Source organism: Tropicimonas sp. IMCC6043 (genome assembly GCF_004146235.1).
Lineage (GTDB): Bacteria > Pseudomonadota > Alphaproteobacteria > Rhodobacterales > Rhodobacteraceae > Tropicimonas.
The window spans coordinates 110,628-137,443 of sequence record NZ_SELO01000004.1; the positions used below are offsets into that span (position 1 = coordinate 110,628).

At 65.8% G+C, this 26,816-nt stretch carries 27 protein-coding genes; 9 read left to right on the forward strand and 18 right to left on the reverse strand.

The genetic code is table 11. From position 1 onward, the window contains the following. Nucleotides 1–14 precede the first annotated feature (14 nt). Nucleotides 15–356 carry a DUF2853 family protein gene (locus EU800_RS06530; RefSeq protein WP_129629794.1) on the forward strand — a complete coding sequence of 114 codons (342 nt, stop codon included), beginning with the start codon at nucleotides 15–17 and terminating at the stop codon, nucleotides 354–356. A 274-nt stretch (nucleotides 357–630) separates the two neighbouring features. Here the strand turns inward: EU800_RS06530 and EU800_RS06535 are convergent, their stop codons facing one another. The 4 genes from EU800_RS06535 to EU800_RS06550 form a co-directional block, all read right to left on the reverse strand. Next, on the reverse strand, nucleotides 631–951 hold the full coding sequence (locus tag EU800_RS06535; RefSeq protein ID WP_129629796.1) for a hypothetical protein: 321 nt from the start codon (nucleotides 949–951) through the stop codon (nucleotides 631–633). Nucleotides 952–1,079: 128 nt separating this feature from the next. After that, nucleotides 1,080–2,618 carry a caspase family protein gene (locus EU800_RS06540; protein ID WP_129629798.1) on the reverse strand — a complete coding sequence of 513 codons (1,539 nt, stop codon included), beginning with the start codon at nucleotides 2,616–2,618 and terminating at the stop codon, nucleotides 1,080–1,082. Nucleotides 2,619–2,622: 4 nt separating this feature from the next. Continuing rightward, a complete protein-coding gene (locus tag EU800_RS06545) occupies nucleotides 2,623–3,675 on the reverse strand; it encodes an OmpA family protein (RefSeq protein WP_129629800.1) in 1,053 nt (350 codons plus the stop codon). Between the two features lie 107 nt (nucleotides 3,676–3,782). After that, a complete protein-coding gene (locus EU800_RS06550; RefSeq protein ID WP_129629802.1) occupies nucleotides 3,783–5,345 on the reverse strand; it encodes a glycosyltransferase family 39 protein in 1,563 nt (520 codons plus the stop codon). A 139-nt stretch (nucleotides 5,346–5,484) separates the two neighbouring features. Here EU800_RS06550 and EU800_RS06555 point away from each other — a divergent pair, with 139 nt between their 5' ends. Together EU800_RS06555 and EU800_RS06560 are read left to right on the forward strand one after the other, a co-directional pair. After that, complete coding sequence (locus EU800_RS06555) at nucleotides 5,485–6,501, forward strand: glycosyltransferase family 2 protein (protein WP_242500421.1); 1,017 nt, start codon at nucleotides 5,485–5,487, stop codon at nucleotides 6,499–6,501. Between the two features lie 18 nt (nucleotides 6,502–6,519). Continuing rightward, nucleotides 6,520–7,215, forward strand: a complete 696-nt coding sequence (locus EU800_RS06560) for a class I SAM-dependent methyltransferase (protein WP_129629804.1) — start codon at nucleotides 6,520–6,522, stop codon at nucleotides 7,213–7,215. Here the strand turns inward: EU800_RS06560 and EU800_RS06565 are convergent. The 5 genes from EU800_RS06565 to EU800_RS06585 all read right to left on the reverse strand — a co-directional run bounded on the left by EU800_RS06565 (nucleotide 7,212) and on the right by EU800_RS06585 (nucleotide 10,792). Then, the gene (locus EU800_RS06565) at nucleotides 7,212–7,499 is read right to left on the reverse strand and encodes a hypothetical protein (RefSeq protein ID WP_129629806.1); all 288 of its coding nucleotides are present in this window, start codon (nucleotides 7,497–7,499) and stop codon (nucleotides 7,212–7,214) included. The genes EU800_RS06560 and EU800_RS06565 overlap by 4 nt on opposite strands. Nucleotides 7,500–7,579: 80 nt before the next feature. Next, complete coding sequence (gene pyrC, locus EU800_RS06570) at nucleotides 7,580–8,851, reverse strand: dihydroorotase (RefSeq protein ID WP_129629807.1); 1,272 nt, start codon at nucleotides 8,849–8,851, stop codon at nucleotides 7,580–7,582. After that, nucleotides 8,848–9,261, reverse strand: coding sequence for a hypothetical protein (locus EU800_RS06575; RefSeq protein WP_129629809.1), 414 nt, complete (start codon nucleotides 9,259–9,261; stop codon nucleotides 8,848–8,850). Before EU800_RS06575 ends, pyrC begins: the two co-directional genes overlap by 4 nt. Continuing rightward, the gene (locus EU800_RS06580) at nucleotides 9,258–9,857 is read right to left on the reverse strand and encodes a hypothetical protein (protein ID WP_129629810.1); all 600 of its coding nucleotides are present in this window, start codon (nucleotides 9,855–9,857) and stop codon (nucleotides 9,258–9,260) included. The genes EU800_RS06575 and EU800_RS06580 overlap by 4 nt, the downstream gene beginning before the upstream one ends. Continuing rightward, a complete protein-coding gene (locus EU800_RS06585) occupies nucleotides 9,854–10,792 on the reverse strand; it encodes an aspartate carbamoyltransferase catalytic subunit (RefSeq protein WP_129629812.1) in 939 nt (312 codons plus the stop codon). Before EU800_RS06585 ends, EU800_RS06580 begins: the two co-directional genes overlap by 4 nt. 205 nt (nucleotides 10,793–10,997) lie before the next feature. On the opposite strand from EU800_RS06585, the gene aguA reads away from it, so the two are divergent. The 4 genes from aguA (at nucleotide 10,998) to EU800_RS06605 (ending at nucleotide 17,160) form a co-directional block, all read left to right on the forward strand. Beyond that, complete coding sequence (aguA, locus tag EU800_RS06590) at nucleotides 10,998–12,089, forward strand: agmatine deiminase (protein ID WP_129629813.1); 1,092 nt, start codon at nucleotides 10,998–11,000, stop codon at nucleotides 12,087–12,089. Between the two features lie 79 nt (nucleotides 12,090–12,168). Then, nucleotides 12,169–13,704 carry a YjjI family glycine radical enzyme gene (locus tag EU800_RS06595; protein ID WP_129629815.1) on the forward strand — a complete coding sequence of 512 codons (1,536 nt, stop codon included), beginning with the start codon at nucleotides 12,169–12,171 and terminating at the stop codon, nucleotides 13,702–13,704. Further along, the gene (locus EU800_RS06600) at nucleotides 13,676–14,539 is read left to right on the forward strand and encodes a YjjW family glycine radical enzyme activase (protein WP_129629818.1); all 864 of its coding nucleotides are present in this window, start codon (nucleotides 13,676–13,678) and stop codon (nucleotides 14,537–14,539) included. The genes EU800_RS06595 and EU800_RS06600 overlap by 29 nt, the downstream gene beginning before the upstream one ends. A gap of 134 nt (nucleotides 14,540–14,673) precedes the next feature. Further along, on the forward strand, nucleotides 14,674–17,160 hold the full coding sequence (locus tag EU800_RS06605; RefSeq protein WP_165354578.1) for an ATP-binding protein: 2,487 nt from the start codon (nucleotides 14,674–14,676) through the stop codon (nucleotides 17,158–17,160). A 43-nt stretch (nucleotides 17,161–17,203) separates the two neighbouring features. Here EU800_RS06605 and mepA read toward each other — a convergent pair whose 3' ends face one another. The 7 genes from mepA to EU800_RS06640 all read right to left on the reverse strand — a co-directional run bounded on the left by mepA (nucleotide 17,204) and on the right by EU800_RS06640 (nucleotide 23,278). Next, nucleotides 17,204–18,106, reverse strand: coding sequence for a penicillin-insensitive murein endopeptidase (gene mepA / locus EU800_RS06610; protein WP_129629822.1), 903 nt, complete (start codon nucleotides 18,104–18,106; stop codon nucleotides 17,204–17,206). Continuing rightward, nucleotides 18,070–19,479, reverse strand: a complete 1,410-nt coding sequence (locus EU800_RS06615; RefSeq protein ID WP_242500422.1) for an MFS transporter — start codon at nucleotides 19,477–19,479, stop codon at nucleotides 18,070–18,072. Before EU800_RS06615 ends, mepA begins: the two co-directional genes overlap by 37 nt. Nucleotides 19,480–19,516: 37 nt before the next feature. Then, a complete protein-coding gene (locus EU800_RS06620; RefSeq protein WP_129629824.1) occupies nucleotides 19,517–19,729 on the reverse strand; it encodes a hypothetical protein in 213 nt (70 codons plus the stop codon). A gap of 129 nt (nucleotides 19,730–19,858) precedes the next feature. Then, on the reverse strand, nucleotides 19,859–20,197 hold the full coding sequence (locus EU800_RS06625; RefSeq protein ID WP_129629826.1) for a hypothetical protein: 339 nt from the start codon (nucleotides 20,195–20,197) through the stop codon (nucleotides 19,859–19,861). 60 nt (nucleotides 20,198–20,257) lie between these two features. Then, nucleotides 20,258–21,220 carry a hypothetical protein gene (locus EU800_RS06630; protein WP_129629828.1) on the reverse strand — a complete coding sequence of 321 codons (963 nt, stop codon included), beginning with the start codon at nucleotides 21,218–21,220 and terminating at the stop codon, nucleotides 20,258–20,260. Nucleotides 21,221–21,446: 226 nt separating this feature from the next. Beyond that, the gene (dapD, locus tag EU800_RS06635) at nucleotides 21,447–22,286 is read right to left on the reverse strand and encodes a 2,3,4,5-tetrahydropyridine-2,6-dicarboxylate N-succinyltransferase (RefSeq protein WP_129629830.1); all 840 of its coding nucleotides are present in this window, start codon (nucleotides 22,284–22,286) and stop codon (nucleotides 21,447–21,449) included. A gap of 56 nt (nucleotides 22,287–22,342) precedes the next feature. Beyond that, entirely contained in the window at nucleotides 22,343–23,278 is a 936-nt protein-coding gene (locus EU800_RS06640) for a threonine/serine dehydratase (RefSeq protein WP_129629832.1), read from the reverse strand. Nucleotides 23,279–23,344: 66 nt separating this feature from the next. On the opposite strand from EU800_RS06640, the gene EU800_RS06645 reads away from it, so the two are divergent. Together EU800_RS06645 and EU800_RS06650 are read left to right on the forward strand one after the other, a co-directional pair. Continuing rightward, entirely contained in the window at nucleotides 23,345–24,196 is an 852-nt protein-coding gene (locus tag EU800_RS06645) for an LOG family protein (RefSeq protein WP_129629834.1), read from the forward strand. A 135-nt stretch (nucleotides 24,197–24,331) separates the two neighbouring features. After that, nucleotides 24,332–24,856, forward strand: coding sequence for an HdeD family acid-resistance protein (locus tag EU800_RS06650; protein ID WP_165354580.1), 525 nt, complete (start codon nucleotides 24,332–24,334; stop codon nucleotides 24,854–24,856). A 50-nt stretch (nucleotides 24,857–24,906) separates the two neighbouring features. On the opposite strand, the gene EU800_RS06655 is transcribed toward EU800_RS06650, so the two are convergent. Then, the gene (locus EU800_RS06655) at nucleotides 24,907–25,602 is read right to left on the reverse strand and encodes a DsbA family protein (protein ID WP_129629838.1); all 696 of its coding nucleotides are present in this window, start codon (nucleotides 25,600–25,602) and stop codon (nucleotides 24,907–24,909) included. 4 nt (nucleotides 25,603–25,606) lie between these two features. After that, nucleotides 25,607–26,794 carry a 23S rRNA (adenine(2503)-C(2))-methyltransferase RlmN gene (gene rlmN / locus EU800_RS06660; protein ID WP_129629840.1) on the reverse strand — a complete coding sequence of 396 codons (1,188 nt, stop codon included), beginning with the start codon at nucleotides 26,792–26,794 and terminating at the stop codon, nucleotides 25,607–25,609. Nucleotides 26,795–26,816 lie beyond the last annotated feature (22 nt).

Here is a 26,816-nt window from a genome sequence, read left to right on the forward strand (position 1 = left end):
TGTGGAGGAAAACAATGAGCAAGCGCGACGAATTGATCGCCAAATATGCCGACGACCTGAAGTCCAAATGCGGCGTCGAGCCCGACATGGATCTTCTGACCAAGGTCACGATCGGCTGCGGACCGTCGATCTATGACGCCGACGCGTCCACCGTCGCCTCGAGCCAGCCGGGCGAACTGGAGACGGTGAAGAAGAACTTCCTGATCGGGAAGCTGGGCCTTTCAGATGGGCCGGACCTCGACGCGGGGCTGGCCAAGGTGATCGACATCTATGGCTCATCCGAGCGCAACAAGTATCGCGCCGTCATCTACTATCTGCTCGTCAAGCATTTCGGGAAGGAAGCGGTCTACGGTTAAGACCGTCGCAATTCGCCACGCGTTTGAGAAAAATGCGTGGAATTAGAAGTTTGCATGGAAGCGTCCGTCGGCGTATCAAGTTTTCAACGGGTCAAGGATGACCCCGGATACAACGTCCGACGCGTGTGGTGCACCTTGAGGCACGTGGGGTGATGGAGGGTTCCGGGGTGGAGCCCTCCATTTTCTTTCAGCTCCCGGGTAGCATAGGCGGAAAGCCAGGCCCGCCAGAGCGCTGACACGCGGATCTGCGAGACCCCGGACAGACCGAGTCCGCTCAGAGCAGATCCGGCAACATGATCAACAGAGCGGCGCCTCCCAGCAGCACGATCAGGATCAGCGCCGGAAGTGACAGCCCGAAGGCCATGAGCGCGACAACCGCCCCCGCGGCCAGAAGCAGCGCCGCAAGCGCCTCGTTCCACTCCACCATCCATCCTCCGGCAACCGCAAGAACGGGGATCAGCAGGAAGCCAAAGCGGAACGGATCGGTCTCTGCCGCCTCGGCGCCCTGACGGGCGCCAAGCAGATAGAGGCCGTAGCCAATCGCGACGACAGCGGCGAAGATACCAACCGCAAGTCCGACACGTCTCCTGCGCATGCGCACCTCCCGGCAGTCCGAAACGTTGTTGACAGGGTATCACGTTCAGCGACCATCCTCGATCACGCAATTTCCGGCCGCTCCGTCAGCGCCGCAACTGTGCCCCACGGCCGGACGGTCCGCCCCGGTTAGCGACACCCCCCGCTGGCCCAGTCCCGCAGGACGCGCTTGAACCCGCCGCCATATGGATGCTCCTTGCCGAGCGCGCGAGTCCCCGACGCGGCGATATAGGTCTGCGCCTGGGTGCAGAGCGATTCCTGGTGCCACTGGTGGCAATTGCTGCAAGGCTGCCCCTTCCACAGCTCCTCCGGCAGGTTCTCGATCGGCGGATAGCGCGGCGTACCGCTGATCAGCTGCGCAATGGACTTGCCCGCGAGCGCCGGGTCGTCGAGCGGAAGCGGCGTGTCCATAGTCACGTCGAGCGTCGCAGGCGCGCCGGTCTCCGCTTTCGGCTCCGGCGGTGCGGTCAGCATCGCCGCAGCTAGGCCGCCGGCAGGGGCTTCGGGATCCTTTGCGGCGCGCGTCGCGATCTCAGTCGCCGCGAGCTCTGCAAAGACACCGTCGGGATAAGCGTCGAGATAGGCCCTGTAATCCTCGATCGCGCCGGTGCTCTGGGCGGTGGAAATCAGGCCGCGCTCCTCGTCCGACGGAACCTTGCCCTGCACCGGCGATGTCGCCGGCGAGGGCGGCTTGAGCGCCGCGACCAGGGCTTCGGACGCACTCCCTCCCTTGGCCTCCTCGGCGTCCAGCGCCTCGACGAGCAGCCGCTTCGCCGCCTCGGTATGGACGCTGTCAGGATAGCTCTGGAGGAACAGCACGATCTGAACCGGGTCCCGACTCTTTTCGATCGACTCAAAGATCCGCGCTTCGGTGAACCCCGCGGCGGTGTCCTCGGTGCCCGGCGTGAACTGGATCTCGGTCGTGAGCGAAGAGGTGTCCCACGGGGTCTGCTGGCCGTGCGATGCCTCCAGCACACGTGCCCGAACCTGCTTGAACATCTGCTCGATGTTCTGCCCCGGCACCTGCATCTCGGCGACCATCGCCTCCGTGAAGGGGCTGTTGTCGCCGGTTCCGTCGAGCGCAACGCTGCCGGGCGCGGTCGAATAAGCCATGAAAGTGCCGGTCGGCGCCTTCATCTCGGCCAGACCGTTGTCGTTCATGTCAGGGATGTTGCTGAACGGGTTGTTGCGGCAGGCATCGAGGATGACGATATTCGCCCGGTTCGCCGCCGAGGCCATCTGGCGCAGGATCGCGTCGGCACGGACCGCGACGAGGCCGAGATCGGCAGCATCGGTCAGCGCCACATCGGTCGGTAGAAGGTAGTTCGCGCCGAAGGACTGCACCGCGTGGCCGGCGTAATAGAACAGCCCCGTGGTCTCGTTCCCGCCGGATCTCAGGTCGCGCCCGAACTGGGCGATGGCGCGGTTGAACGTGACCTGGTCGGCGTCGGTGAGCAGGGTGACGGAAAAGCCCCGCGCCTCAAGCGTTTCCGCCACCGCGTTGGCGTCGGCAATCGGGTTGTCGAGCGGCGTGACGGTCCCGTAGGCCCCGTTGCCGACCACCAACGCAATGCGCGGTTCGGCCCGCGCGACGCCCGAGAGCCCGAAGAGCAGGACCAGGGCGCAGATCGTGGCTGCGCGCAACCGGCAGGAAAGGCCAGATCGCATCGTCTCACCCGCCCAAGATGGTGAAATCGATCCGCCGGTTGCGCCAGCGGCCCCGGTCGGTCGCATTGTCGGCGATCGGCCTTGTCTCGCCGTATCCGGCGGTCTCGAAGCGGTTCGCCGGGATGCCCTTGCCGACGAGATAGTCCGCGACCGAGGCGGCGCGGCGCTCCGAAAGCCGCTGGTTCGCCTCATCCGAACCGACATTGTCGGTGTGGCCGCTGATGCCGATGGTCAGGCCCGGGCAACGGGTGATGATCTCCACAAGCGAGTCGAGCACAGGGGCGCTGCTCGCCTGCAGCCGCGTCGACCCCGAGGCGAAGGAGATCTCGTTGGCCTCCGACATGGTCTGGAACCGGTTGCGGCATTCCTCGGGTGCGAAATCGCCGCTGCTCTCCAGCGCCCTGTTCGCCGGAGCCGCGGCGAGCTGCACCGGCGTCGCGGCTGTCGCGCCGTTCCGAGTAAAGGCGAATTCGAATGAGACGGTGGCCGAAGGAATGATCGGCAGACCCGCGGCTTCTTCGAGCTTGGTCAGCCCCGATTCCATGCCGAAATCCGCCACCGGGATCGAGATTGGCTGCGCCGAGTTGACGAAGACCCGATCCGCGTCGAGCAGCGTCACGGTGACGTCGGCCTCGTAAGCCTTCGTCACCCCGTGCAAATCGAGCGTGAAGGGCATGGGGATGGTCTTGCGCCGGGTCTCGGCGAGATCGGCAATCGCGGACGGGTCGATCTGGGCGGTGATCGTCGCCTCCGGGTAGAGGAAGGTCTCGAAGAACAGGAACCGCATGCGCACGTTTCGCAGGTCGATCTTGGTATCGACCGATTCCAGGTGGACAGTCACCGTGGCCGTGCCGCCCGCGTCGATTGCGCCCTCCAGCGCGGCGAAGCTGTTCAATTCAACCTTGGTCTGGTCCTTGATCGACTGGAAGGCGATCGAGGATGCGGCGCCGTCCAGCGTCCAGCCTCCGTCGAATGGCCCTGCCTGCGCCTGGCTGCCCGGAATGAGGCCAAGGCCGCAAAGCAGCGCGACGCCTCGCACGAATGCGGAAAATCTCATGAATGTCCTTCCGCGCCACATGGCGCATCCTGTCGCGATGCCCGGCATGTTAGCGGACGCTCAGGCGAAAATAAAACCCAATGACGGCAGCAATATGGGTTTCGCGATCACATCTTGCGCTTCCACAGGTCGAAGCGCTCGGCCTCGAGCATCAGGGCATAGCCCTCAGTGACGAAATCGTTGATCTCCGGCAGCTTCGGCAGGAAGGCGCGGCTGTCATCGGGGTTGGCGGTAACCCAGGGCGTGGCGTCACTGTTCTGGATGACGATGTAGTCGGGCGGGTCGGCCTCGAGCCGCGCCCGCAGGTCGGGCGTGTAGCGGCCGTCGTGGAAACGGACAACGAAGGGCCAGGAATAGGGGTAGCGATGCAGCGGCGGCTGTTCCATCAGGAAATACAGCCCGGTCTCGTATCCCCAGAGGAAGAAGGTCTCTCCAGGTTGGCGGATCTCGGCGAATTGCTCGCTGAAGGCCAGCAGGTCGGCAAAGCTGTAGTCGCTCTCGTTGTCATAGGCCATTGCGATGTCGCGCGGGCTGATCTTGCCGGTTGCCACCAGCGCGACGCGTTTCAGGTTCGGATACAAGGCCCCGCAGGCGAGCCCGATTCCGAGGATGATGACGGCCCAGACAAGGCCCCTCCGGCGGGCGAGTGCCCTGCTCCGCATCAGCGCCGAAGTGAGTGCCTCGATGCCGAACCCTATCAGCAGCGCGGCGCCGGTATAGACGGGCAGGTAGTGATACGGAAAACCCTTTCCCTGGGCGATGGCGGAGATCATTCCGGTGACGATCATCACCAGCGTGACCACATGCAGAAGCGTCGAGCGCTGTATGGCGGTGACGAGGAAAGCCAAGGCTCCAAGGGCGATCAGCGCCGCATTTCCGACGGACGACGCCCAGGTCAGGACCGCGTAGTGGGTGATGATCGACGGGATCGTTCGTGAATAAGATAAGTAGCTGCGGATGTAGCTCTGGATCTCGAGGAAGGGGTCCAGCACGCCGGTTGCCGCGAGGAACCCGAAGACGAAAACGAGGCAGGCCAGTCCACCGATCACAAGCCAGAAGAGGTCGCGCCAGTGGAACCGAACCTCCCGGCCCGGCACAAGAAGCGGAGCGAACACCAGCAGGCCGACCGTGCCGATGGTGTATTTGTAGCAGAACGCCACGCCCATGGCGAAACCGGCGAAGGCGAAAAGCAGCGAGCGCCGGTGTCCGGGTGTCTCGTTCCAGCCGAGTGCGGTGAAATTCAGCGCAAAGATCAGCCAGATCGTGGCCCATCCGTCGGTCTGTGCATGCTCCCAGTAGCCCATGACGTAGAACAGGGAGGCAAAGCCGACCGAAGCGCCGAGCGCAAGCGCTCGGCTGCCACCGAGCAGCAGCACGCTTCCCGACAGGCTGGCAAGGCCGGCGGAAACGAAGATCAGATCGAGGATGCGGATGGCGTGATAGCTGTGTCCGAAGAGTTCGAGCGCCAGCCAATGCGTCGCCGTCGTCATCGGCGGCTTGATATTGTAGACGTCGCGGTAGGTCGCGAGACCCTCCTGCAGCGCATAGGCGATCGTGGCGTGGATGCCCTGGTCGCGGCCGAAGGGTTCGAAGAGCGTGAAGGCGCCGAAGAGCAGCGGAAGAAGCGCTGCAATGAAACAGACCCGCCGGATGTCGTGGTCGGATTCCATGAAGTTGCTCGCTTCTCGCCTCGACCCTGCCACGGGCGCCCCGTTTTTCTAGCCACGAAATCGGCATTTCTTGCCCTTGTCAACAAAGGCCACTACGATTCGTGAAACACCGAGCAGTGCTTCCACCCAAGGAAATATGATGCTTCAGCAAGCCGAGATGGCCGGGGTGACGGGCGTCGCGCAGAGCGATTCCGCGGTCGATCCTGCCCTCGTGTCCATCGTCATTCCCTTTCTCAACGAGCGTGACACGCTGGCAGAGCTGGCCCGCCGGATTGCCACGGTCTTCGCGGAACTGGGTCGACCCTTCGAGATCGTCTTCGTTGACGACGGCTCGACCGACGATGGCGCGGAGATCGCCGCAAAGCTCTCGGCGGACGATCCACGGGTCCGACTGATCCGCTTCACGCGAAATTTCGGCAAGGCGGCGGCACTTTCGGCGGGCTTCGGCGCGGCGCGTGGCGATATCGTCATGACCATGGATGCCGACCTGCAGGACGACCCCGAGGAGATCCCCCGCTTCATCGAGATGCTGGAGGCGGGAAACGATTTCGTGTCTGGCTGGAAGCAGAAGCGCAACGATCCGGCCTCCAAGACGCTGCCCTCGCGGATCTTCAACCGGATGACTTCCTGGATGTTCGACATCGAGATCCATGACATCAATTGCGGATTCAAGGCCTACACGCGCCGAGCGGCAGGGCATCTGAATCTATATGGCGAGATGCACCGCTTCACGCCGGCGCTTCTGCACGCGGCCGGCTACTCCGGCACCGAGATCGTGGTGAAACACAACCCGCGTGAGTTCGGGGTCTCGAAATACGGCACCATGCGAATGATCAAGGGCTTCCTCGACATGTTCACGGTGAAGATGATGACCTCCTATTCCGGCCGCCCGCTGCATTTCTTTGCCATGATCGGACTGCCGCTCTTCCTTCTCGGCGGGCTCTTCATCGCTTATCTGACCGCGCTCTGGTTCCTCGACATGGGGCCGATCGGCAACCGGCCGCTCCTGCTCATCGGCATCCTGCTGGTGGTGACGGGAACGCAGATCGTCTCCGTCGGCTTTGTCGCCGAGCTGATGCGGAATTCCTCGATGCGCGAGGGCGACAAATACGTTGTCGACACCATAACCGAAGACGGCGAGACCCGCCGTCAATGACCGAGTCGAGGATTTTCGATGAGTGACGCCCTGCGCTCCGCCTATGTCGCCACCGCCCATGGCCTCCGCAGGGTCCTGAAGCCGACCGGCCTGCTCGGAGCGCTGGAACGGTCGGAGAGCCGGCGGGCGGCGTGGCTGCGCTCGCTCTTCGCGATCTACGATCTCGAGGACCTGTCGGGCCTCGACCTGCCCTGGTGGACCTTCGATGCTGTCGAAACGGTCGACGACTTTCTTGCATCGCATCCCGGCGCACGGGTTTTCGAATGGGGCAGCGGGGCGAGCACGCTCTGGCTGTCGCGCCGCGGCGCAAAGGTTACGGCAGTGGAGCATGACCCGGACTGGGCCAGCGCGGTGGGCGAAAAGACTGCCGGGTTCCCCGACACCTGGGTCATCGGCGTGCCGGCGGCCGCGTCGGGCGAGATCCCTTCGGGCAAGAAGGGATTCGAGGGGCAGTATTTCGACGCCTATGTCCGGTCGATCCGCGACCACGAGGGGCCGTTCGACCTCATTGTGATCGACGGGCGGGCGCGGGAGGCCTGCCTGCTCGAGGCGATTCCGAAGCTCGCGCCGGGCGGCTACATCCTCTTCGACGACACCAAGCGGGAACGCTACCGGAAGGCGATTGCCGCCTCGGGGCTGAAGGTCGAGCGGCTGGAGGGGCTGGCAGTCTGCCTGCCGCTGCCGGACGCGACCGACCTCTTGTCGATACCCTAACCGGCCCGCTCCGCCCGGATCGCCGACCAGAGGTTGTAGAGCATCAACACCAGCGTCGCCGCCATGACGGCAAAGATGGAGAGCGAGCCGACGCGCAGCGCTTCGGCTGCCATCAGCGCCGAGGCAAGCGAGCGAAGTGCGAAGAACCGCGCGGAGACGACCGGCTTGCCGGCCCGACGCGTCTCCCAGGCCTGCAACATCCAGGAGCCGAAGAAGATCGCCCCGCCGATCATGCCGACGAGTTCCGCTGCGAGCCCGGTGGGCAGGAGTTCTGCAAGTGTCATTCTGCCTCCGTCGTGCTTTCCCGCGGCTCAGAGTGCGGCGCGAACCCAGATGCCTCACCTGGCCGTCTCAAAGGGCCGTATCAGCCCCCATACACCCGCTCGCCGCCAACCCAGGTACCGAGCACCCTGCCTTCCATCCGCTGCCCGTCGAAGGGCGTGTTCTTTGATTTCGACCGGAGCGTGAAGCGGTCCAGAACGAAGGGTGCGTCCGGGTCGAAGAGCACGAGATCGGCCTGGGCGCCGGCGCTGAGCCGCCCGCCCGGCAGCCCGAGCCGCCGCGCCGGGTTGAGCGCCATCGCCCGGAAGAGCTGCGGCAGCGTCAGCAACTCGGCGTGGTAGAGCCGCATTGCGGCCGGAAGCAGCGTCTCCAACCCCACCGCGCCAGAGGCGGCCTCCTCGAAGGGCAGCCGCTTGCTTTCCTCGTCCTGCGGTGTGTGGAAGGACGAGATCGTGTCGATCAGCCCGGAGGCCACCGCCTCGATCACCGCCAACCGGTCGGTCTCCGAGCGGAGCGGCGGCTTCACCTTGAAGAATGTCCGGTAGTCGCCCACGTCGAGCGCGTTCAGCGTCAGGTGATGGATCGAGGTGCCGACGGTCACGTCGAAACCGTTCGCCTTCGCACGCTCGAGCGCCGGAAGCGCGCGGCGGGTGGTGATCTGGTCGGCGTGGTATTTCACGCCGGTCATTTCGACCAGAGCGATGTCCCGGTCGAGCCCCATGCGCTCGGCCATCGGCGAGACCGCCGGCAGGCCCTTCAGCGCGGCGAACTTGCCGGACGTCACTGCCGCGCCGGCCGAAAGCCCGGGTTCCTGTGGATGCGCGATCACCAGCGCATCGAGCGAGCGCGCATAGGTGAAGGCGCGGCTGAGAACCTTGGTATCGCCGGTGACAGTGTCGCCGTCGGAAAACGCCACCGCGCCGGCATCGAGGAGGAAGCCGATCTCGACCATCTCCCGCCCTGCGCGCTCCTTGGTCAGCGCTGCCATCGGCGCGATCCGGACGGGGCTGTCCTGCGCCGCGCGCCGGGTGACGAACTCCAGCACCTCCGGGGTGTCGATCGCCGGCAGCGTGTCGGCCCGCGTCACCATCGTGGTCACGCCGCCCGCCGCCGCCGCCAGCCCGGCCGAGCGGAAGCTTTCCTTGTGCCGTTCACCCGGCTCGCAGATCTTCACGCCGATATCGACGATCCCGGGTGCGAGGCATTTCCCGGCGCAATCGACGACCTCGCCGGCCGCCGGCGGTTCCCCCGTACCAAGCTGTGTGACCGTGCCGTCCGAGACGACGAGCCAGCCCGGCGCGTCGCTCCCTGCCTCGGGGTCGATCAGTCGGGCGTTCTTGAAGAGGATCGTCATCTCTCGCCTCTCTCGATGTTGCAGGCTGCCTCGATCCGGGTGCGGACGGATTTCGGGTCGGGGAGATATTTCATCAGGTGCTTGTCGCCGGCATGCGTGACGAGCTGCACGGCGCTGCCGAGCCTGTTGACCGACTTGACCTGCACCAGCGGAATGCGTTTGCCGTTGGAGCTGGTGAGCGTGTCGTTCGTCAGAACCCAGGTCTGGGTCAACTCCTCCGAGGCGAGGTAGACGCCACGCACGGCGACCGCGAGCGGTGCGGCCACGAAGGCCACCCAGAAACTGGAATTGCCCACCCAGATCAGCACCGCCGAGCAGATCACCGCTCCGATCACCGCAATGATGACGTGATCCTGGATATAGGTGGAGCGATCTGCCTGCCACTCCGCAAGAACCGTTTCGCCATTCATCGCCAGGCCCTCTCTTCCATGCCGTCGAGGACAACCGCCAGCGCCGTCTCCATGCCCTCGGAATCGGCCACATTTAGAAAGCCCACCGGCCGTTCTGCCGCCCGAGCTGGCAGGTACCCGGCGATCTGCGATCCGCGTGCGAAGAGGCGCTCTTTCGAGAAAAGCACCGAATTTCGCGGTCGTGCCGGTCGCCGGAGCCTCAGCGACAGGTCGATCTCCTCGTCCACCAGTGCCGGCGATCGTCCGTGCCGCCAGACCATGAGGCGGCGGTCGGTCACCGCGTAGCGCTGCTGGAAGGGAAAGATCAGGCCGTGGCGGAGGAAGTAGAAGAGGCACCAGGCAAGCGCCGCGATCATGAAGAACTCGATCCCGTGACCGGACCAATCGGTCAGGATCTCGCCGAGCGTGGCGCCCTGCGGTCCGGACATCGCGTGCCAAAGGTAGAACGCAGCATAGAGCGCCGCCGGGCCGGCTGCCACGATCACCGGCCAGCCCATCCGGATCGTGAGACGCGGCCGGCCGACCCAGACCAGCCGCTCCACCGGCCTAAGGCGCTTCATCCAGAATCGGGCATCCCTCTCCAGGAGCGGGGTCATGCCGCCTCCGCCCGGAGGTTCTGCGCCAGAAGGTCCATCGCCGCCATGCGCACCGCCACGCCCATCTCGACCTGTTCTTGGATCACCGAGCGGTTGATGTCGTCGGCGATCGTGCCGTCGATCTCCACGCCGCGGTTCATCGGTCCGGGATGCATGACGATGGCATCCTCCTTCGCGACCGCGAGCTTCGCCGCATCGAGCCCGAAGCGGTGGTAATATTCCCGCTCCGATGGGATGAAGCCGCCATCCATCCGCTCCTTCTGGAGCCGGAGCATCATCACCACGTCGCAGCCCGAGAGGCCCTCCTTCATGTCGCCATAGACCTCGACGCCCCAGTCCGCGGCGCCGGAAGGAATGAGTGTCGGCGGCCCGACGAGGCGGATCCGGTTCTCCATCTTCCCGAGCAGCAGGATGTTGGACCGCGCCACCCGGCTATGGGCGATGTCGCCGCAGATCGCGATGTTGAGCCGGTGCAGCCGCCCCTTGGCGCGGCGGATGGTCAGAGCGTCGAGCAGTGCCTGGGTCGGGTGCTCGTGGCGTCCGTCGCCCGCATTCAGAACCGCGCAATTGACCTTCTGGGCGAGCAGGTCGACCGCCCCCGAATGCGGGTGGCGGACCACGAGCAGATCGGGATGCATGGCGTTGAGCGTCAGCGCCGTGTCGATCAGCGTCTCGCCCTTCTTGATCGAACTCGCCTGCATCTGCATGCTCATCACATCCGCCCCGAGCCGCTTTCCCGCAAGCTCGAAGCTCGCCTGCGTCCGGGTCGAGTTCTCGAAGAACATGTTGATCTGGGTGAGCCCCTTGAGAACGTCGGAATGTTTCGACCTGGACCGGCTCAGCCCGACATACTCGTCGGCGAGATCGAGAATAGTCGTGATCTCCATCGGGTGCAGGGGTTCGATCCCGAGAAGATGCCGCCCGCGAAATGTCATCCCAGCGCTCCCGTCTGCTGCCCTGCGCCGCTTATAGCAGAGGTGCGGGGGCGGACAACGCGGCGGATCGGACAGCGGGGCGAAGTGCTGTCTGCCGGACGGACGAGGAAACGGTACGCCCGCATCCAGCCGGCCCCGCTCCGGACGAATTGACAGCCCTCGCCGACCCCGCCACCTTGCGCGGCGAGTTGCCAGGGACCGCATGATGAGCCGCATCCTCGATACCACGCCCGCCGCCGACGGCTTCGCCATGCCTGGCGAACATGCGCCCCAGGAGGAGGTCTGGATGGCCTGGCCGGAACGTTCCGACAACTGGCGTCTGGGTGCGAAACCGGCGCAGGACGCCTTTGCCGCGGTGGCAGGTGCCATCGCCGAGGTAACGCCGGTCAGCATGGCCGTCTCCGCCGCTCAGTGGGACAATGCGCGCGCCCGCCTTCCGGCGACGGTGCGCGTGGTCGAGATGTCGACCGACGATGCCTGGATGCGCGACATCGGTCCGACCTTCGTCACCGATGCCAAGGACCGCCGCCGCGGCGTCGATTGGGAGTTCAACGCCTGGGGCGGCCTGCTGGACGGGCTCTATTTCCCGTGGAACCGGGATGCCCGCGTTGCCTCGAAGATCTGCGTACTGCACCGGGCCGACATCTATCGTCCCGGACTCGTGATGGAGGGCGGCGCGATTCACACTGATGGTGCTGGAACGCTTTTCACCACCGAGGAATGCCTGCTGCATCCTTCCCGGAACCCGGACCTAGCGAAATCCGAGATCGAGGCGGCGCTCAAGGCCGCGCTCGGGCAACAGAAGGTCATCTGGCTGCCGCGGGGCCTCGACGGCGACGAAACCAACGGGCATGTCGACAATCTCATGCATGTGGCGCGTCCCGGAGAGGTGATCCTGTCTTGGTGCGACGATCCCGCCGATCCGAACCACGCGATCTGCCGCGAGGCGCTCGCCGTCCTGGAAGCGGCGCAGGATGCCGCCGGCCGCACCCTGACGATCCGCAAGCTGCACATCCCCGCCCCGCTCCACATCACCGGCGAGGAGGCCGGCGGGATCGACCCGACGGGCGACATGGCGCGCGCCGCGGGCACCCGCCTTGCCGCCTCCTACGTGAATTTCCTCGTGACCAACGGACGGGTGATCTTCCCGCTGCTCGATCCCGACCGCGACGCTGCGGCCCGCGCCGAGTTGCAGTCGGCCTTCCCGGAGCGCGAGATTGTCGGCCTTCCCGCCCGCGAGATCCTGCTCGGGGGCGGCAATATCCATTGCATCACCCAGCAGGTGCCGGCGATCTGAGGCCGCGCGGCGATCTCGCCGATTTCGCCGCCCGTGTCCCTGCGCTACACTCGCTCCACAGATCGCCCGGGAGGCGCACATGCCGGAAACCCTCGAAAAACTCCGCTCCATCGTCACGGATCCGGGCCTTAGCCCGGCGCAAAAGGCGCGCTTCCTCTCGCTTGAGGCGGAGAACATGCTGCCCTATCCCAAGATCGACGATGCGGTGGCGGAGGCCCTTGCCGAGGGCGTGCTCTGTGATCTCGCTGAAGGTCACGCACCCTACAAGCCGCGCTATGTCGTGCCCGATTACGCGGTGCTGCTGAAGAATGGCAGCGCCTATCTCGAACTGGACCCGCCGGAGACGCTGGACGAGGCGATCACCTGCCTGATGATCGCCTGGCACCACGTGCCCTCGGTGACGGCCATGCCGGTCTTCATCGGCCATATCGACCGTCTTCTGCTGCCTTTCTGTGAGGGCGTTGGCGACGAGGATCTCCGTGCGAAGCTGCGCCTGCTCTGGCGCTATATCGACCGTGTCCTTCCCGACGCTTTTCTGCACGTCAATATCGGCCCAGAGGACAACCGCGTCGCCCGCGCCGTGCTCGATGTCGACAGCGAACTGAAACAGATCGCACCGAACCTGACGCTGCTCTACGATCCCGAGACCAGCGGCGAGGCGCTGCTGCGGCGGGCCACCGACGCGATCATTACCTGTTCCAAGCCGCATGTCGCGAACCACCCGCTCCATACCGCCGCCTTCGACGCGCGCGGCTATGCCATCGTCAGTTGCTACAATGCCCTGCCGCTTGCGGGCGGCGCCGCGACGCTGGTACGGCTGAACCTGCATGAGGCCGCGAAACGCGCCACCGACACGGCGGATTTCGCGGACAACGTCCTGCCGCGCTACATGGACCTGCAATTCCGCCTCATCGAGGCGCGGATGGGCCACCTGTTCGAGCATTCCGGCTTCTTCGAGAACTTCATCGTCACCGAAGGCTGGGTCGACCGGGACCGCTTCACGGCAATGTTCGGGATTTACGGCATGGCTGAGGCGGTGAACCACCTGCAGGATCTCGAGGGGCGTGCCGGCCGCTACGGTCTCGACGCGGAGGCCAATGCGCTCGGCCTCGGCATCACCCGGGCGCTGGCCGACCGCGTCGAGGCAACGCCGGTCGAACACGCATGGCGCGGCCAGGCGATGTTGCACGCCCAGGCCGGCATCAGCACCGATATCGACGCCACACCGGGCGTGCGCATCCCGTATGGCAGCGAGCCGGACCCGGTCACCCATGTGATGGCGCTGGCACCGCACCACCTTCACTACCCCTCCGGGGTCTCCGAGATCCTGACCATCGACGAGACGGTGAAAGCGAATCCGCGGGCCCTCTTCACGCTTGCTAAAGGTGCGCTTGCCAGCGGCTTTCGCGACTTCACGGCGAATGTCGCTGGAGGCGACCTTGTGCGCGTGACCGGCTACATGATCCGCCTCTCGGATTTGGAGAAATTCCGCCAGGACGGCGGCTCTCGCACCAACACCACGGCGCTCGGCGCGGAGGCCGCGGAGTTGACCCGAATTCTCGAGCGCAAACCCCGCGTGATTGGCCATGAATTCGCCCACGGCTACGGTCAGTAGGCTTCTGCCATTCTCCTGCGTCGACGGGCCGGGCAACCGGCTCGTGCTCTTCCTGCAGGGGTGCAATTTCGCCTGCGTGACCTGCCACAACCCGCATACAAGGGGCCATTGCAACGGGTGCGGCGACTGCATCCCGGCCTGCACGACCGGAGCGCTGACACTCGAAGATGGCGCGATTGTCTTCGACGCGGCCCGCTGCACCGGTTGCGACGACTGTCTTGCCGCCTGCCCGATCTCGGCCAACCCGATGGTGCGCGAGATGACGGTCGGCGACGTGCTCTACATCCTCCGCGACAGGCGCGCCTTTCTCGACGGCATTACCCTTTCTGGCGGCGAGGCGACGGTTCAGGCGAAATTCGTCGCCGCCCTGTTCCGGGCGATCAAAGAGGACCCGTCGCTTTCCGGGCTGAGCTGCATGATCGACAGCAACGGATATCTCGCCGGCACCGGTTGGGCACGCCTGCTTCCATGGACTGACGGTGTGATGCTCGACATCAAGGCGATGGACCCAGACACCCACCGCCGCCTGACTGGCAAGGACAATGCCCGTGTTCTCGAGAGCGCCCGGTTGCTGTACCGGGCGGGCCGCCTCGCCGAACTGCGCTTCCTCGTCGTCCCCGGCATCACCGATGCCGAGCGCGAGGTCGCGGCGCTGGCTGAGTTCGTCCGCGCGCTCGACACGCGCCTCCGCCTGCGGCTCAATGCGTTCCGCACGCATGGCGTTACCGGTCCGGCCGCCTCCTGGCCCACGTCCGATCGGGCCACGATCGAGCGTGTTGCGGACAGACTGTCCCAGGCGGGCCTTTGCAACATCGCCACGGCAGTCGTCTTCTGAGAGCGCGACAATACCGTCACGTGACCGGCTGATTATATCGGTCCGTCCGTCGCCTTCCCGTGCAAATCCCCGCGCTTGCTCAGAATATCCGGCATGCTAGGCTGCGGCTGGAAATGGGCGAAGGCGGCCCGGGAATGGCAAGATCCAGAGCACTCCAATACCTGCCGACTCTTGTGGTCGGGCTCGCCATCCTGCTTGTCATCTTCCTCACCGACGCGCAGCATGACCGGGTGTTACAGCAGGCGAAGCGGGAGGAGGTCTCCAAGACGGTAGACTCCCTCCGTTCGGGTATCGAGCAACGGATCGATGACGATATCCTGTCGAGCTATCACCTCGCCAACGCGCTTGAAGCGGCATCCCGGGTCAGGACGCCGACACAGGCGGATTTCGAACAACTGGTCCAGGAAGCGTTCGAGGGTCGGTCCGAATTGCTGCTGACCGAATTCGCGCCCGGGTCCCGAACGGCGCGCGTCCATCCGCTCGAAGGCAACGAGGCGCGACTCGGCCGCGACATAAGCGGGACCCCTGGCGAGCTTCCCGGCGAGATCAGGGTGGGCGCATCCTTTGCCGTCCTGGTCTTCGGCCCGCTCGTGGGCACGGATGGAAGAAACGTCGTAGTCCTGAGACTGCCGGTCCTGACAACCAACGACAAATCGGAGATCGTTGAGGGCGTTCTCTCGGTCCAGCTCGACATCGCAGAGGTTCTCGAGCAGGTCGGTGCGTCGGATGTCGAGCGTAAACACGACCTCGCGATCCTGTATTCGGACGATATCGGCGGCGTCGAAAAGCGCGTCTATGGCGCCGACGACATTTCCCGGGAGGCCGCCGTCAGCGAGGAAGTTTCGATCTCCGATCGCAACTGGACCATCCTGGCGCAACCACGCGGCGGATGGGCGCCGGAGTCCGGCGAGAAGCTGCGCTACCGCCTTTATCTGGCCCTGCTCGGCGCTGTCGTCTTGGCGCCGACGCTGCTTGCCAACCGCTACGCTGTCGCCAGGCGCGAGACCATTGGCGAGCTCGAGGCGATCCGGGAGAAGCTGACCGGCGTGATTGCCAACCTGCCGGGCGCGGTGCTTTCCCACACGATGCCACCCGGCCGGGTAAGCCCAGGGCCCGAGGACCGGGTCGAGTTCTTCAACAAGAGCGCCTGCGAGGAGATCTGGGGCGTTCCGGCTTCGGCGGCGGAGGCACATGTCGCGGTTCTCTGGGCGATGGGCACCGACGCCGAACGGCAACGCGAACTGGAGCGAAAGGCGGCCGAAGCAGCCGAGCGGCTGACGCCCTTTTCCGACACGATTCCGATCCGGACCGCGGACGGGGCGGAGAAATGGCTCCAGGTCCGCAGTCACCCAACGCGGCTTTCGGACGGCTCGACCCGTTTGTATGCGCTGGTGGCGGACGTAACTGCCGATATTGAGCGTGCGGCCGAACTCGAACGCCAGCGTGAGCTGACTTTCATCGCCCAGAAGAATGACAGCCTCGGCAAGCTCACGGGCGGCGTCGCGCATGACTTCAACAACCTTCTGGCGGTAGTCATGGGCAACCAGGAACTGCTGCGCGAGGCGCTCCTGGCGATGAATCCACTGCCCGACCCGCAGTTGCTCGATTTCGTCGAGAGCAGCGTGAGGGCGACGGAGCGCGGTGCGGACCTGACGCGGAAGATGCTCGCCTTCGCCGGCCGCGCCCGGCTTGAGCCGGCGCGTATCGACATCAACGACATCGTGCGCGAGACCGCCGCCTGGGCGGGCCGCACCCTGCCGGACACGATTCACGTCGAGACCATACTCCAGGAGAGCCTACCTTTGGTGCAGGTGGATCGCGGTTCGGCCGAGAGCGCCCTGCTGAACCTCATCATCAACGCCCGCGACGCGATGCCGGATGGCGGCCGGCTCTATATCGAGACCTTCAGCCTCGAGCTCGAAGCCGGGCATCCCTATTGCCGCGAACGCGGGCTCGCGCCGGGGACCTGTGTCGAACTGGTGGTGCGCGACACCGGCAAGGGAATCGCGCCCGACGCGCTTCCACGCATTTTCGAGCCCTTCTTCACCACAAAGCCGCCGGCTTCGGGCGCCGGGCTCGGCCTGTCGATGGTGAAGGGGTTCATGGAACAATCTGGCGGCGCCGTGATCGCCTCCTCGGAACTCGGCGAGGGGACGACGGTCAGGCTCCTCTTTTGTACGAACGACGCGTCGGAGGACGGCGGCAGGTCCGAGGCCGCGCGGGCGGTACACACTGGTCCTGGCGAGGCGCGAATCCTGCTCGCCGAGGACGAGGAAGATGTGCGCCAGACGCTGGCCTCCGCCCTCACCCGCGTCGGCTACAATGTCACCGAGGCGTCTTCGGGCGATGCCGCCTTCGAGGTCTTCAAGAACTCTCCCGAAATCGATCTGCTGCTCACCGACATCGTCATGCCGGGCAAGCTCCAGGGCACCGACCTCGCGCGCGCTGTCCGCTGCATGTCGCCGGGCCTGCCGGTGGTGTTCCTCTCCGGCCACGCTTCGGGTCCGAGTGACCCGGACGAACCGGGCGACTTGCGGACCCTGCACCTGAACAAGCCGGTTTCCCGCGACGAACTGGTCTCAGCGGTCGAGACCGTCCTTGGCCGAGCAGCGCCGCTCTAGGTCACGTTTCCGGAAGCGACGATCTTCCCGACCGCCTGTCCCTCTAGCGCGAGGCGAGAACGGCGCCGCACTGACCCGGCAGATCCTTCATCGTGTAGTCGCGCGGGTGGCGCTTCTTCGGTGCGGGCTTGGCTGGTTTGGCGGTGGTCTTGGGCGGGTCCAGCATATCGGTGACCCACCAGGTAAGCGTCGAGTCACAGCCGGTTCCGCCTTTGGACAAGTCCTTCACTGTCGGTGTCTGCGTCACGCATCCCCGCGCGCCCTTGGGGCATTTGAGACGCACGTGGAAATGGTAGTTGTGCCCCCAATAGGGGCGGATCTTCTGCAGCCATTTCGCGTCGCGCTTGCTTGCCGTCTTGCAGAACTCGACCTTGACCGGCGGGGTGACGAAGATCCGGTCGACCCGCGGGTCCATCGCCGCGCGTTTCAGGATCGCAGCATGGGCCGGCGTCCAGTTGCCGTTGACTGAACGCTGATCGGCGGAGCGTACATCGACCGAACTGATATTCTCCCGGTCGCGCCGGCTCAACCGCAGGTTGGTCGCGGGCTTCATCCAGATGTCGGCATCGAGCCCGATCTGGTGCGAGGCGTGTCCCGAGACCATCGGCCCGCCACGCGGCTGGCCGATATCGCCGATATAGAGGCCCTTCCAGCCGACAGTCGCTGCGTAGGCGGAGAGATCCTTCAGGAAGTCGATCATCTCCGGTTGGCCCCAGTTGCGATTCCGTGACAGCCGCATCGCCTGCCAGGTCGGGCCGGTCTCCGGCAGCTCGATATTGCCGGCCGCGCAGCCCCTCGAATAGAAGCCGATCGGCTGGGATTCATGCTGCGATGGTGTGGCCTTGGCGCCGAGAAGGTGGCTCGCCTTCTGTTGCGCCGCGGCGGCGGTCGGAAGCGCCAGAAGGGCGATCAGCCCGGCGGCAAGGGTGCGTCGAAAGGTGTACATGCTGCTCTCTCCCCGTCTGCTTTGACCCAGAATAGCAGCACCAGCCCCAACAGAAAAAGGATAATGACCGGAATGATGCCGGTTTGCTGGCTTCCGCTGATGTCGGTCAGCAGGCCGATGGAGAGCGGCGCGAGAAAGGACGAGGCCTTGCCGGCCAGCGCGTAGAGGCCGAAGGCCTGGGTCATGCGCTCGGGATCGGCCTGCCGGCACATCATGGAGCGGCTCGCTGTTTGCAGCGCCCCGCCAGCCCCGCCGATCGTTGCGCCGGCGGCGTAGAAGGCGAGGTCCGGGAGCGAGGAATTCGCGGAAACGCCTATGCCGAAGACGCTTTGGCGGGAGATGAAGATCACCGCCAGTCCGACTGCCGCGAGAAGAACCAGGCAGACGGCGATGACCGGCATCGGCCCGAACCGGCTGTCTGCCTTGCCGCCGATCCAGGCGAAGAGAGCGGCGGTGACCACGGCGATGATGCCGAAAATGCCGGTGTCGACGACGCTCCAGCCGAGCACGCCCGCCGCATAGAGCCCGCCGAAGACGTATAGGCCGTTGAGCGCGTCGCGGTAGAACATCGAGGCGCCGAGAAAGGCGGAGAGCGAGGGCGTCCGGGGCAATGCGCGGAGCGTTGCGCGCAGCTCCGGCCAGGCGTCGCGGAGTGCGTCGCGCAGCGGTTCGCGCGCGTGGCCGGGGCTCTCCTTCACCCAGAGGAAGAAGGGGACCATGAAGACCGCATACCAGAGTGCTGTGAACGGGCCGACAAAGCGGGTTCCTTCGCGGGAAGCCGCGTCGAGGCCGAGCGCTGGCGGGCGTCCGAGCAGCGTCGTGCCCGCGCCGGACTCGGCGAACAGGAGGAGCATGATGACAAGCGCGACCAGCCCGCCGACATAGCCGAAGGCCCATCCCGAGCCGGAGATCGAGCCGATCTCCTCGGGCGGGCCGAGATCCGGCAGCAGCGAGTTCGTGAAGATCGTCGCGAATTCCATGCCGACGAGGCCGAGCGCGAAGAGGCCAAGCACGAGGGTAAGGTTGAAACCGGCGGGATCGGCGAACCAGGTGCCCGCCGCGCCGATCACGTAGAGCGCCGAGAAGCCCCAGATCCAGCCGATCCGGTGCCCGCCCTTGTCGGCCAGGGCGCCGAGGAACGGCGCGAGAAGCGCGATGGCCAGCCCCGAAGCGCCGATCATGTAGCCCCAGGCCGCCTGCGCGGCGACGCCGTCGTCGAGCAGTTCCTTGATATAGGGGGCGAAGACAAAGGTGAGCAGCAGCGTGTTGTAAGGCTGGCTGGCCCAGTCGAAGAAGAACCAGCCCCAGATGCGTTTCCTGTGGGAGATGTTCGCCATGCCGCTCCGCGCCCCGAGATAGCGGGCATAGAGCATGAAGCGACCGGTTCGGGCAAGCCGCGCGATGCTGTGCTCAGCGCAGGATGGCCGGCATCGCTGGGTCTGATTGGTGTCGTTCGTCGCCGAAGGGATCGAGATCCTGGCCGAAGGCGGCGGCGAGGGTGGCCATCGCCGCCTCGTGATGCTGCGGCGCGACCGCGGGGCCGAAGCGGACCGCGGCGGCAAAGACGCCGGCGGTCAGGGTGACGCCCGCCGCGGTGCCGCGGAGAACGGAAAAGAAGGTCATAGTCTCCCCATCCCTTGCCTGCGGTCACTCTAGACGGGAGCTTCGGCCGAAATGCGGCGGGGATGCGGAAACTGGCCACCTGGTGGAGCGGTTTCTGCCACAATTACGCCACATTTTCTCCGTGACGGCTCAGTCGAAAAAGGGTGTCATTTGCGCAATGACGACCGAATTCTCGGCCAGGGCCCGGTCCATCAGGGCACGCTCTTCGTCGGGAACCTCGTGGCCCTCGGCCAGCCGTTCCTCGAGCGTGCCGTAGCCAGTGACATCGAGCGGCGCGAGATCGGCCTGCTTGAGAAGCGCCACGGTCTCGCGCACCGCCTCCGCCTCGTCGACGCCCGAAGCATAGCACATCAGCGCCGCCCCGGTGGACTCCGCGGGCAGCCCGTCGCCAGAGTGGCGGCCGACCTCGACCAGCAGGGTATAGACCTGCTGCCGACGCTTCTGTGGTTTGTCATTCCTGGTGCTCATGCGCCGGCCATAGGGGCTCCTGCGCCGCTTGCCAAGACCGGAATGCCTGTCCGGGAGCGCTCAGCCGAGCCGGGTGCCGTGACCGCCGCCGGCGAAGCTGCCGTCGAGCACCGGCAACAGCGGTACCTCCGCCATATCTTTGGGCGAAACACGCCGGTCCGGCATCGGCACCCAGTCGAGGTCCTTCTCGTAGAGATGGCGCAGGCCGGAGAGGATCGGCCGGCCCGCGCGTCGGTCGAGCGCCAGCCAGCGGCGGATCGACTCGGGCCAGAGGGTGATGGCGAACCATCCCTCCTCATCCCCGGTCAACACCGCCTCAGCCATCAACAGGACGGTCGCCGGCAGGGTTGCGGCGTGCCCAGCGCTCGCGGCGATTTCCATGAGCGGCGCGAAGAGAGGGCTGTCTCCGGTGAGCGGTGGCTGGCGGGATCCTGCGAGCAGGCTGCGGAGTTGCGGCAGGATCAGCTCCGCCCTCTGGTCGCCGGCCGCCTCGAGAACCCCCGCGATGAGCTGCGTGCGCCCCGCGACGGCAGCCGCCAGAAGGTCGGCGCGGACCGCTTCGGTGGTTTCGGTCAGCCGCGCTGGCAGAGGTCCCAGCCAAGGCCGCAGGCGCCCCAGATCCGCTCCTGTCAGGAAACCCTGAAGCACCGCCGCGCGGTCATGCGCGGGCAGGGCCAGATAGTCCGGCTGGAAATCGTCCCAGTAGAGCCCCATGTCGACATTCCCGAGCCCGTTTTGGAGCCTGTCGGCCAGAAGGATCGCGGTGGCGGCGGCAAAGGCGGTCGCATCGGCCTGCGGCTGGGAAGCGGCGAGTTGCAGCGCGTCCCGGAGCCGGAGGTCGTCGCCGCTCTCGAGTCGTCCGCCCTGGTGCAGGATCAGCCGGGTCAGCGCCTGTTCGTCGGCGCCGCGGGCCCGGTCGGCCGGTGGAATCCGCGCCGCGATGCCCCGGATCGCCGAGCGCGGCTGCCGCCCGGCGGTGGCGCGCAGGTCCATGACGGCCTGCAAGGCCCGAAATCCGAGCATCGGGGAATCGTTCTCCAGCATGCGGAGACACTGCCCGTCGAATTCGCCCGAAACCGGGCGGACAATTTGTTGAAAATGATCAATATTTGAATCGAGCCGTGAATTGGCCACACAGCGGCAACAATGCTGCCGCGAACCAGCTCTTTGGACGAACCGGCGCCACAATGGTAAACGAAATCCGCATTATGACGGATTTCGTCGGATTCCAGTTGCGCGGCGGCGCGAATCAGTCGCGCAGCAACTCGTTGATGCCGGTCTTGGAGCGCGTCTGCGCGTCCACCCGCTTCACGATCACCGCGCAATAGAGGTTGATGCCGTTCTTCGACGGCATCGAGCCCGAGACGACCACCGAATAGGGCGGCACCTCGCCATACATGACCTCGCCGGTCTCGCGGTCGACGATCTTGGTCGACTTGCCGATGAAGACGCCCATGCCAAGCACCGAGCCCTCGCGCACGATGCAACCCTCGACCACCTCGGAGCGGGCGCCGATGAAACAGTTGTCCTCGATGATCGTCGGGCCGGCCTGCATCGGCTCCAGCACGCCGCCGATGCCGACGCCGCCTGAGAGGTGCACGTTCTTGCCGATCTGGGCGCAGGAGCCGACGGTGGCCCAGGTATCGACCATCGTCCCTTCGTCCACATAGGCGCCGAGATTGACGAAGGAGGGCATCAATACCACGCCGGGGGCGATGAAGGCCGACTTGCGGACGATGCAGGTCGGCACGGCACGGAAGCCCGCCGCGCCCCACTCGTTGTCGCCCCAGCCCTTGAACTTGCTGTCGACCTTGTCCCACCAGTGGCCGCCCTGCGGGCCGCCGTCCTGCTGTTCCATGTTTTTGACGCGGAAGCCGAGGAGGACCGCCTTCTTGGCCCACTGGTTGACGTGCCAGTCACCGTTGTCCTGCTTTTCGGCAACGCGCAGCCGGCCGCTGTCGAGCGCCGCCAGCGTGTCTTCGATCGCTTCCAGCGTTGCGCCGCCGGTATGCGGGGTCACGCTGTCGCGGATCTCCCAGGCGGCTTCGATGGCCTCCTCGAGCTGGGCATTGGTCTGAGCGTCCGACATGTGGCAGTCCTGTTGGCTTGGTTTCGTTCCGGCAGGCTCTACACTCCGAGGCCGGTTCAGGCAACGTCCCCGACGAGCGGGTCCGGTTCGACATTGGCGCCGCAGAGCAGCACCGCAACGCGCTCGCCCCTCTCGGGTCGGTAAGCGCCGGCGCGGAGCGCAGCGAGCGGCGTGGCGGCGGCGGGCTCGACCAGCAGACGCAGCTTCTGCCAGAGAAGGCGCTGGGCCTCGAGAATCGCCGCGTCGCTCACTACCTTGCATTCGATCTGCTGTTCCATGGCGAGGTCGTAGCAGATCCGCCCGATCTTCCGAGCGCCGAGCGCATTGGCGACGACGCCGGAGACCTCGATCTCCGCATCCGGCCCATCGCGCATCGCCGTTGCGAGTGTCGCGCAGCCCTCCGATTCCACCGCGACCACTTTTCGGTCGCCTTCGAACCACGCCATCGCGCCGCCGATCAGCCCACCGCCGCCGACGGCAACGAGCACCGTGTCGGCCTCGAGCCCCTGGGATTCCCACTCGCGGAAGAGCGTCCCCTGGCCTTCGACCGCCTCGGGCGAATCATAGGCGTGAACCTGAAGCGCGCCGCTCTCCGCTTCCCAGTCCTGTGCCGCCGCCAGCGCATCGGCATAGGAGCCGGGGACCGTCACCAGCTCCGCGCCGTAGCTTTCGACCAGCGCCGTCTTCGCGGGGCCGGCCAGTTCCGGAACGAAGACCTTCGCCTTGTGCCCGAGCTTGCCTGCCGCGTAGGCCACCGCCGCACCGTGGTTGCCACCCGAGGCCGCGACGACGCCCGCCTCGGGCACCTTTTTCGACAAGAGCGTGTTGAATGCACCGCGCGGCTTGAAACTGCCGGTATGTTGCATTTGCTCCAGCTTGATCTCCACCAGCGTATCGTTCCAGAGCGCGGTCGACACCATCAGCGGGGTCCGCCGGTTCAGTCCCGACATCCGGTCCGCCGCGGCGTCGATGCGTTCTCTCCAGTCGTTCATTTGGCTTTCCTCTTGTCGCGGCACGGTCTAGCGTCGGGAAACACACAAATCACAGGCGCGCGCGCGATGAAAGACGATCCGTCGAAGCGATCCTTCCGGGACGCTCACGAGGACATAGAAACCTCCTCCGGCGTGCGCGACACGGCGCAGACCCGCTCTCCGGCCTACCGGCTCGCCTATGACGATCAGGATTTCATCCTGCGCGACGACCTGCGCCCGGTGCGACTCCAGCTCGAACTCCTGAAGCCGGAGATCGCGATGACCGAGCAGGGGGTCGATTCCACCATCGTGCTCTTCGGCGGCGCGCGTATCCCAGAGCCGGCACGGGTGGCGGACGCCGCGACACCCGAGATCGCCGGGATGAGCCGCTTTTACGAAGAGGCGCGCAAGTTCGCCCGGATCATGACCGAGCGCAGCCTCGCCCGCTCCGGCGGCCGCGACGACATCATCGTCACCGGCGGCGGCCCCGGCGTGATGGAGGCGGGCAACCGAGGCGCTGCCGATGCCGGCGGCAAGTCGATCGGGCTCAACATCGTGCTCCCGCACGAGCAGGCGCCGAACGAATACATCACCCCGGAGCTGTGCTTCAATTTCCACTATTTCGGCATCCGCAAGATGCACTTCCTGATGCGCGCCTCGGCAATTGCCATCTTCCCGGGCGGCTTCGGCACGATGGACGAGCTCTTCGAGGCGCTGACGCTGATCCAGACCGGCCGGATGCGGCAGGTGCCCTTCCTGCTCTTCGGACGCGATTTCTGGGAGCGGGTGATCGATTTCGAGGCGCTCGCGGAGGTCGGCACGATCAGCCCGGAAGACCTCGAGCTCTTTCGCATCGTCGAAACAGCCGAACAGGCTGTGGAGGCGATCGACAGCTGGCCGAATGTCGGCGTCAAGCGCGGCACCGTTCCGGGCCGCTGATCGCCGGGCGACGTCAAGAAACTGTTTCCGGAACAGTGTATTCCGGGGCAGAGTGACAAGAGGGGCGGCGCTCGCCCCGTGTCGCCCGCTCCCGGTCCGCGGTGAACGGGTCCACGCAACAGAAGGTCAATCACCGTGTCCAACCGCATCCTCTGGTCCATCGTCGGAATCCTCGCGATCCTCGGGGGCGTCTTCGCCCTCGCCAACCCCTTTGCCGCCAGCCTCGCCGCGACCGCGATCGCCGGCTGGATGTTCCTGATCATGGGGGTCCTTCAGATCTTCGCTGCGTTCCGCCTGCCCGGAGCCGGAGCTAAGATCTGGACCATCCTCCTCGGCCTGCTGGCGCTTTATCTCGGCATCACGATCCTCGGCCACCCGCTCAGGGGGATGATCGCGCTCACCACGATGGTGGCGATCCTGTTCCTCGCCGGCGGGATCTCCAAGATCATCCTCGCCTTCTCGATGGAAGACCGGCAGTTCTTCTGGGTGATGATCCTGGCCGGCATCGCATCGCTGGCACTCGGCATCATCATTTTCGCCAACTGGCCGCTGTCGGCCGCCACGTCTCTGGGCATCCTGCTCGGGATCGAGCTGCTGTCAAACGGCGTAACGGCGCTGATCCTCGCCTTCAGCCGCGATTCGGAGGAAGCGGCCGCCTGAACAGGGCGCACATGTCCGGGACCCGCCGGCGCCTGCGCCGGTGGGTCGCGTCAGCCCAGGCGCTCTTGCTCGATCAGACGGTTGAGATCTGCCCGGTCGATATTGCCCAGCACAAGAACATGCCCGACCACGAGCGCCGGTGTGCCATAAATCCCGAACAGCGCCGCGACCCCGGCGCTCCGCTCGAGCCGGTCGGCCACCTCCGGCCCCTCCATGTCGGCGACGAGTCGCGCGCCATCGAGACCGAGCTCATCGGCTGCGCGGTGCAGCCAGGCCGCGTCGATCCGGTAGCCACTGCGCATCAGCCGCGCATGCATCGGCATGTACGCACCCTGCATGTCGGCGGCGATCGCCACTTTCGCGGCCATGACCGACCGCGCTCCGAGCAGAGGCAACTCGTGCCAGGTGATGTCGATACCGTCGATCTCCGGCAGCATCTTGGTCAGAACCCGGCAATAGGCGCAGTTGTAGTCCGAGAAGGACGCCACCGGCACCACGCCCGGCGCCGGTGTGCCATCGAAAAGGTCCTCCAGCGACCCTGCCGGCGTCTCGGCAGCGTCCAGGCCAAAGAACGGGTCCGGCAGGCCGCCGGTCCTCGGCCCGGCCTCGAGATAGCTGAAGCCCGGCAGCCCGGTGATCGGCCGGGTCTCGAGCGGGATCGCGCGATTGCGCAGATAGCCCGAAACCGAGGCCGACATCACCGCGCCGCCCGCAGCAAGCCAGAAGAACTGCCGCCGCGACGCCATGTGATCAGCCGCCCAGACCGGTCTCGGCGGCGATCTCGGCGCGGCTCTTGCGCGCCCGCTCGGTGGCCGACTTGAGCTGGCCGCAGGCCGCCATGATGTCCTCGCCGCGCGGCGTGCGAATGGGCGAGGCATAGCCCGCCTTGTAGATGATGTCCGCGAAGCTCTCGATCCGTTCCCAGTCAGAGCGTTCATAAGGTGCGCCGGGCCATTCGTTGAACGGGATCAGATTGATCTTTGCCGGGATGCCGGCGATTAGCCTGACCAAGCGGCGCGCATCCGCGTCGCCGTCATTCACGCCCTTGAGCATCACGTATTCGAAGGTGATTCGTTCCGAGTTGCTCAGGCGCGGATAGTCGCGCAGCGCGTTGAGCAGCGTCTCGATGTTCCACTTCTTGTTGATCGGCACCAGCCTGTCGCGCACCTCGTCGGTGGTCGCATGGAAGCTGATGGCCAGAAGGCAGCCGATCTCCTCGGCGGTCCGCGCGATCTCCGGCACCACGCCCGAGGTCGAGAGGGTGATCCGCTTGCGGCTGAGGCTCAGCCCCTCGTCATCCTTGATGATGGCGATCGCGTCGCGCACGGCCTCGAAATTGTAGAGCGGCTCGCCCATCCCCATCATCACGACGTTGGAGACAAGCCGCGTCTCGTCCTTCGGGGCCCGCCCCGGCTCCGGCCATTCGCCAAGATCGTCACGCGCCACCATCACCTGCCCGGCGATCTCGCCCGCGGTCAGGTTGCGCACCAGTTTCTGCGTGCCAGTGTGGCAGAAGGAGCAGGTCAGCGTGCAGCCGACCTGAGAGGAAATGCAGAGCGTCCCGCGCCCTTCCTCGGGGATGTAGACGGTCTCGACCTCATGGCCGCCGGCGATCCGCAGCAGGTATTTCCGCGTGCCGTCCTCGCTCACCTGTTTGGAGACCACCTCGGGCACCGAGATCTCAAAGCGCTCGGCGAGCTCGGCGCGATAGGCTTTCGAGAGATTGGTCATCTCGTCGAAGCTGCGCACGCCCTTCTGGTAGATCCACTGCCAGAGCTGGTCGACCCGCATCTTGGCCTTCTTCTCCTCGGTCCCGTGGGCGATCAGGACCTCGCGCAGCTCCGACCGCGTCAGCCCGACGAGGTTCGTCTTCCCGGTTTCGGGCAGCTTGCGGGCAATGGTCACGACATCCTGCGTGATCGGGGCGCTGGCGCTCATCGGTTCGTCCTTCAGGGTTGAG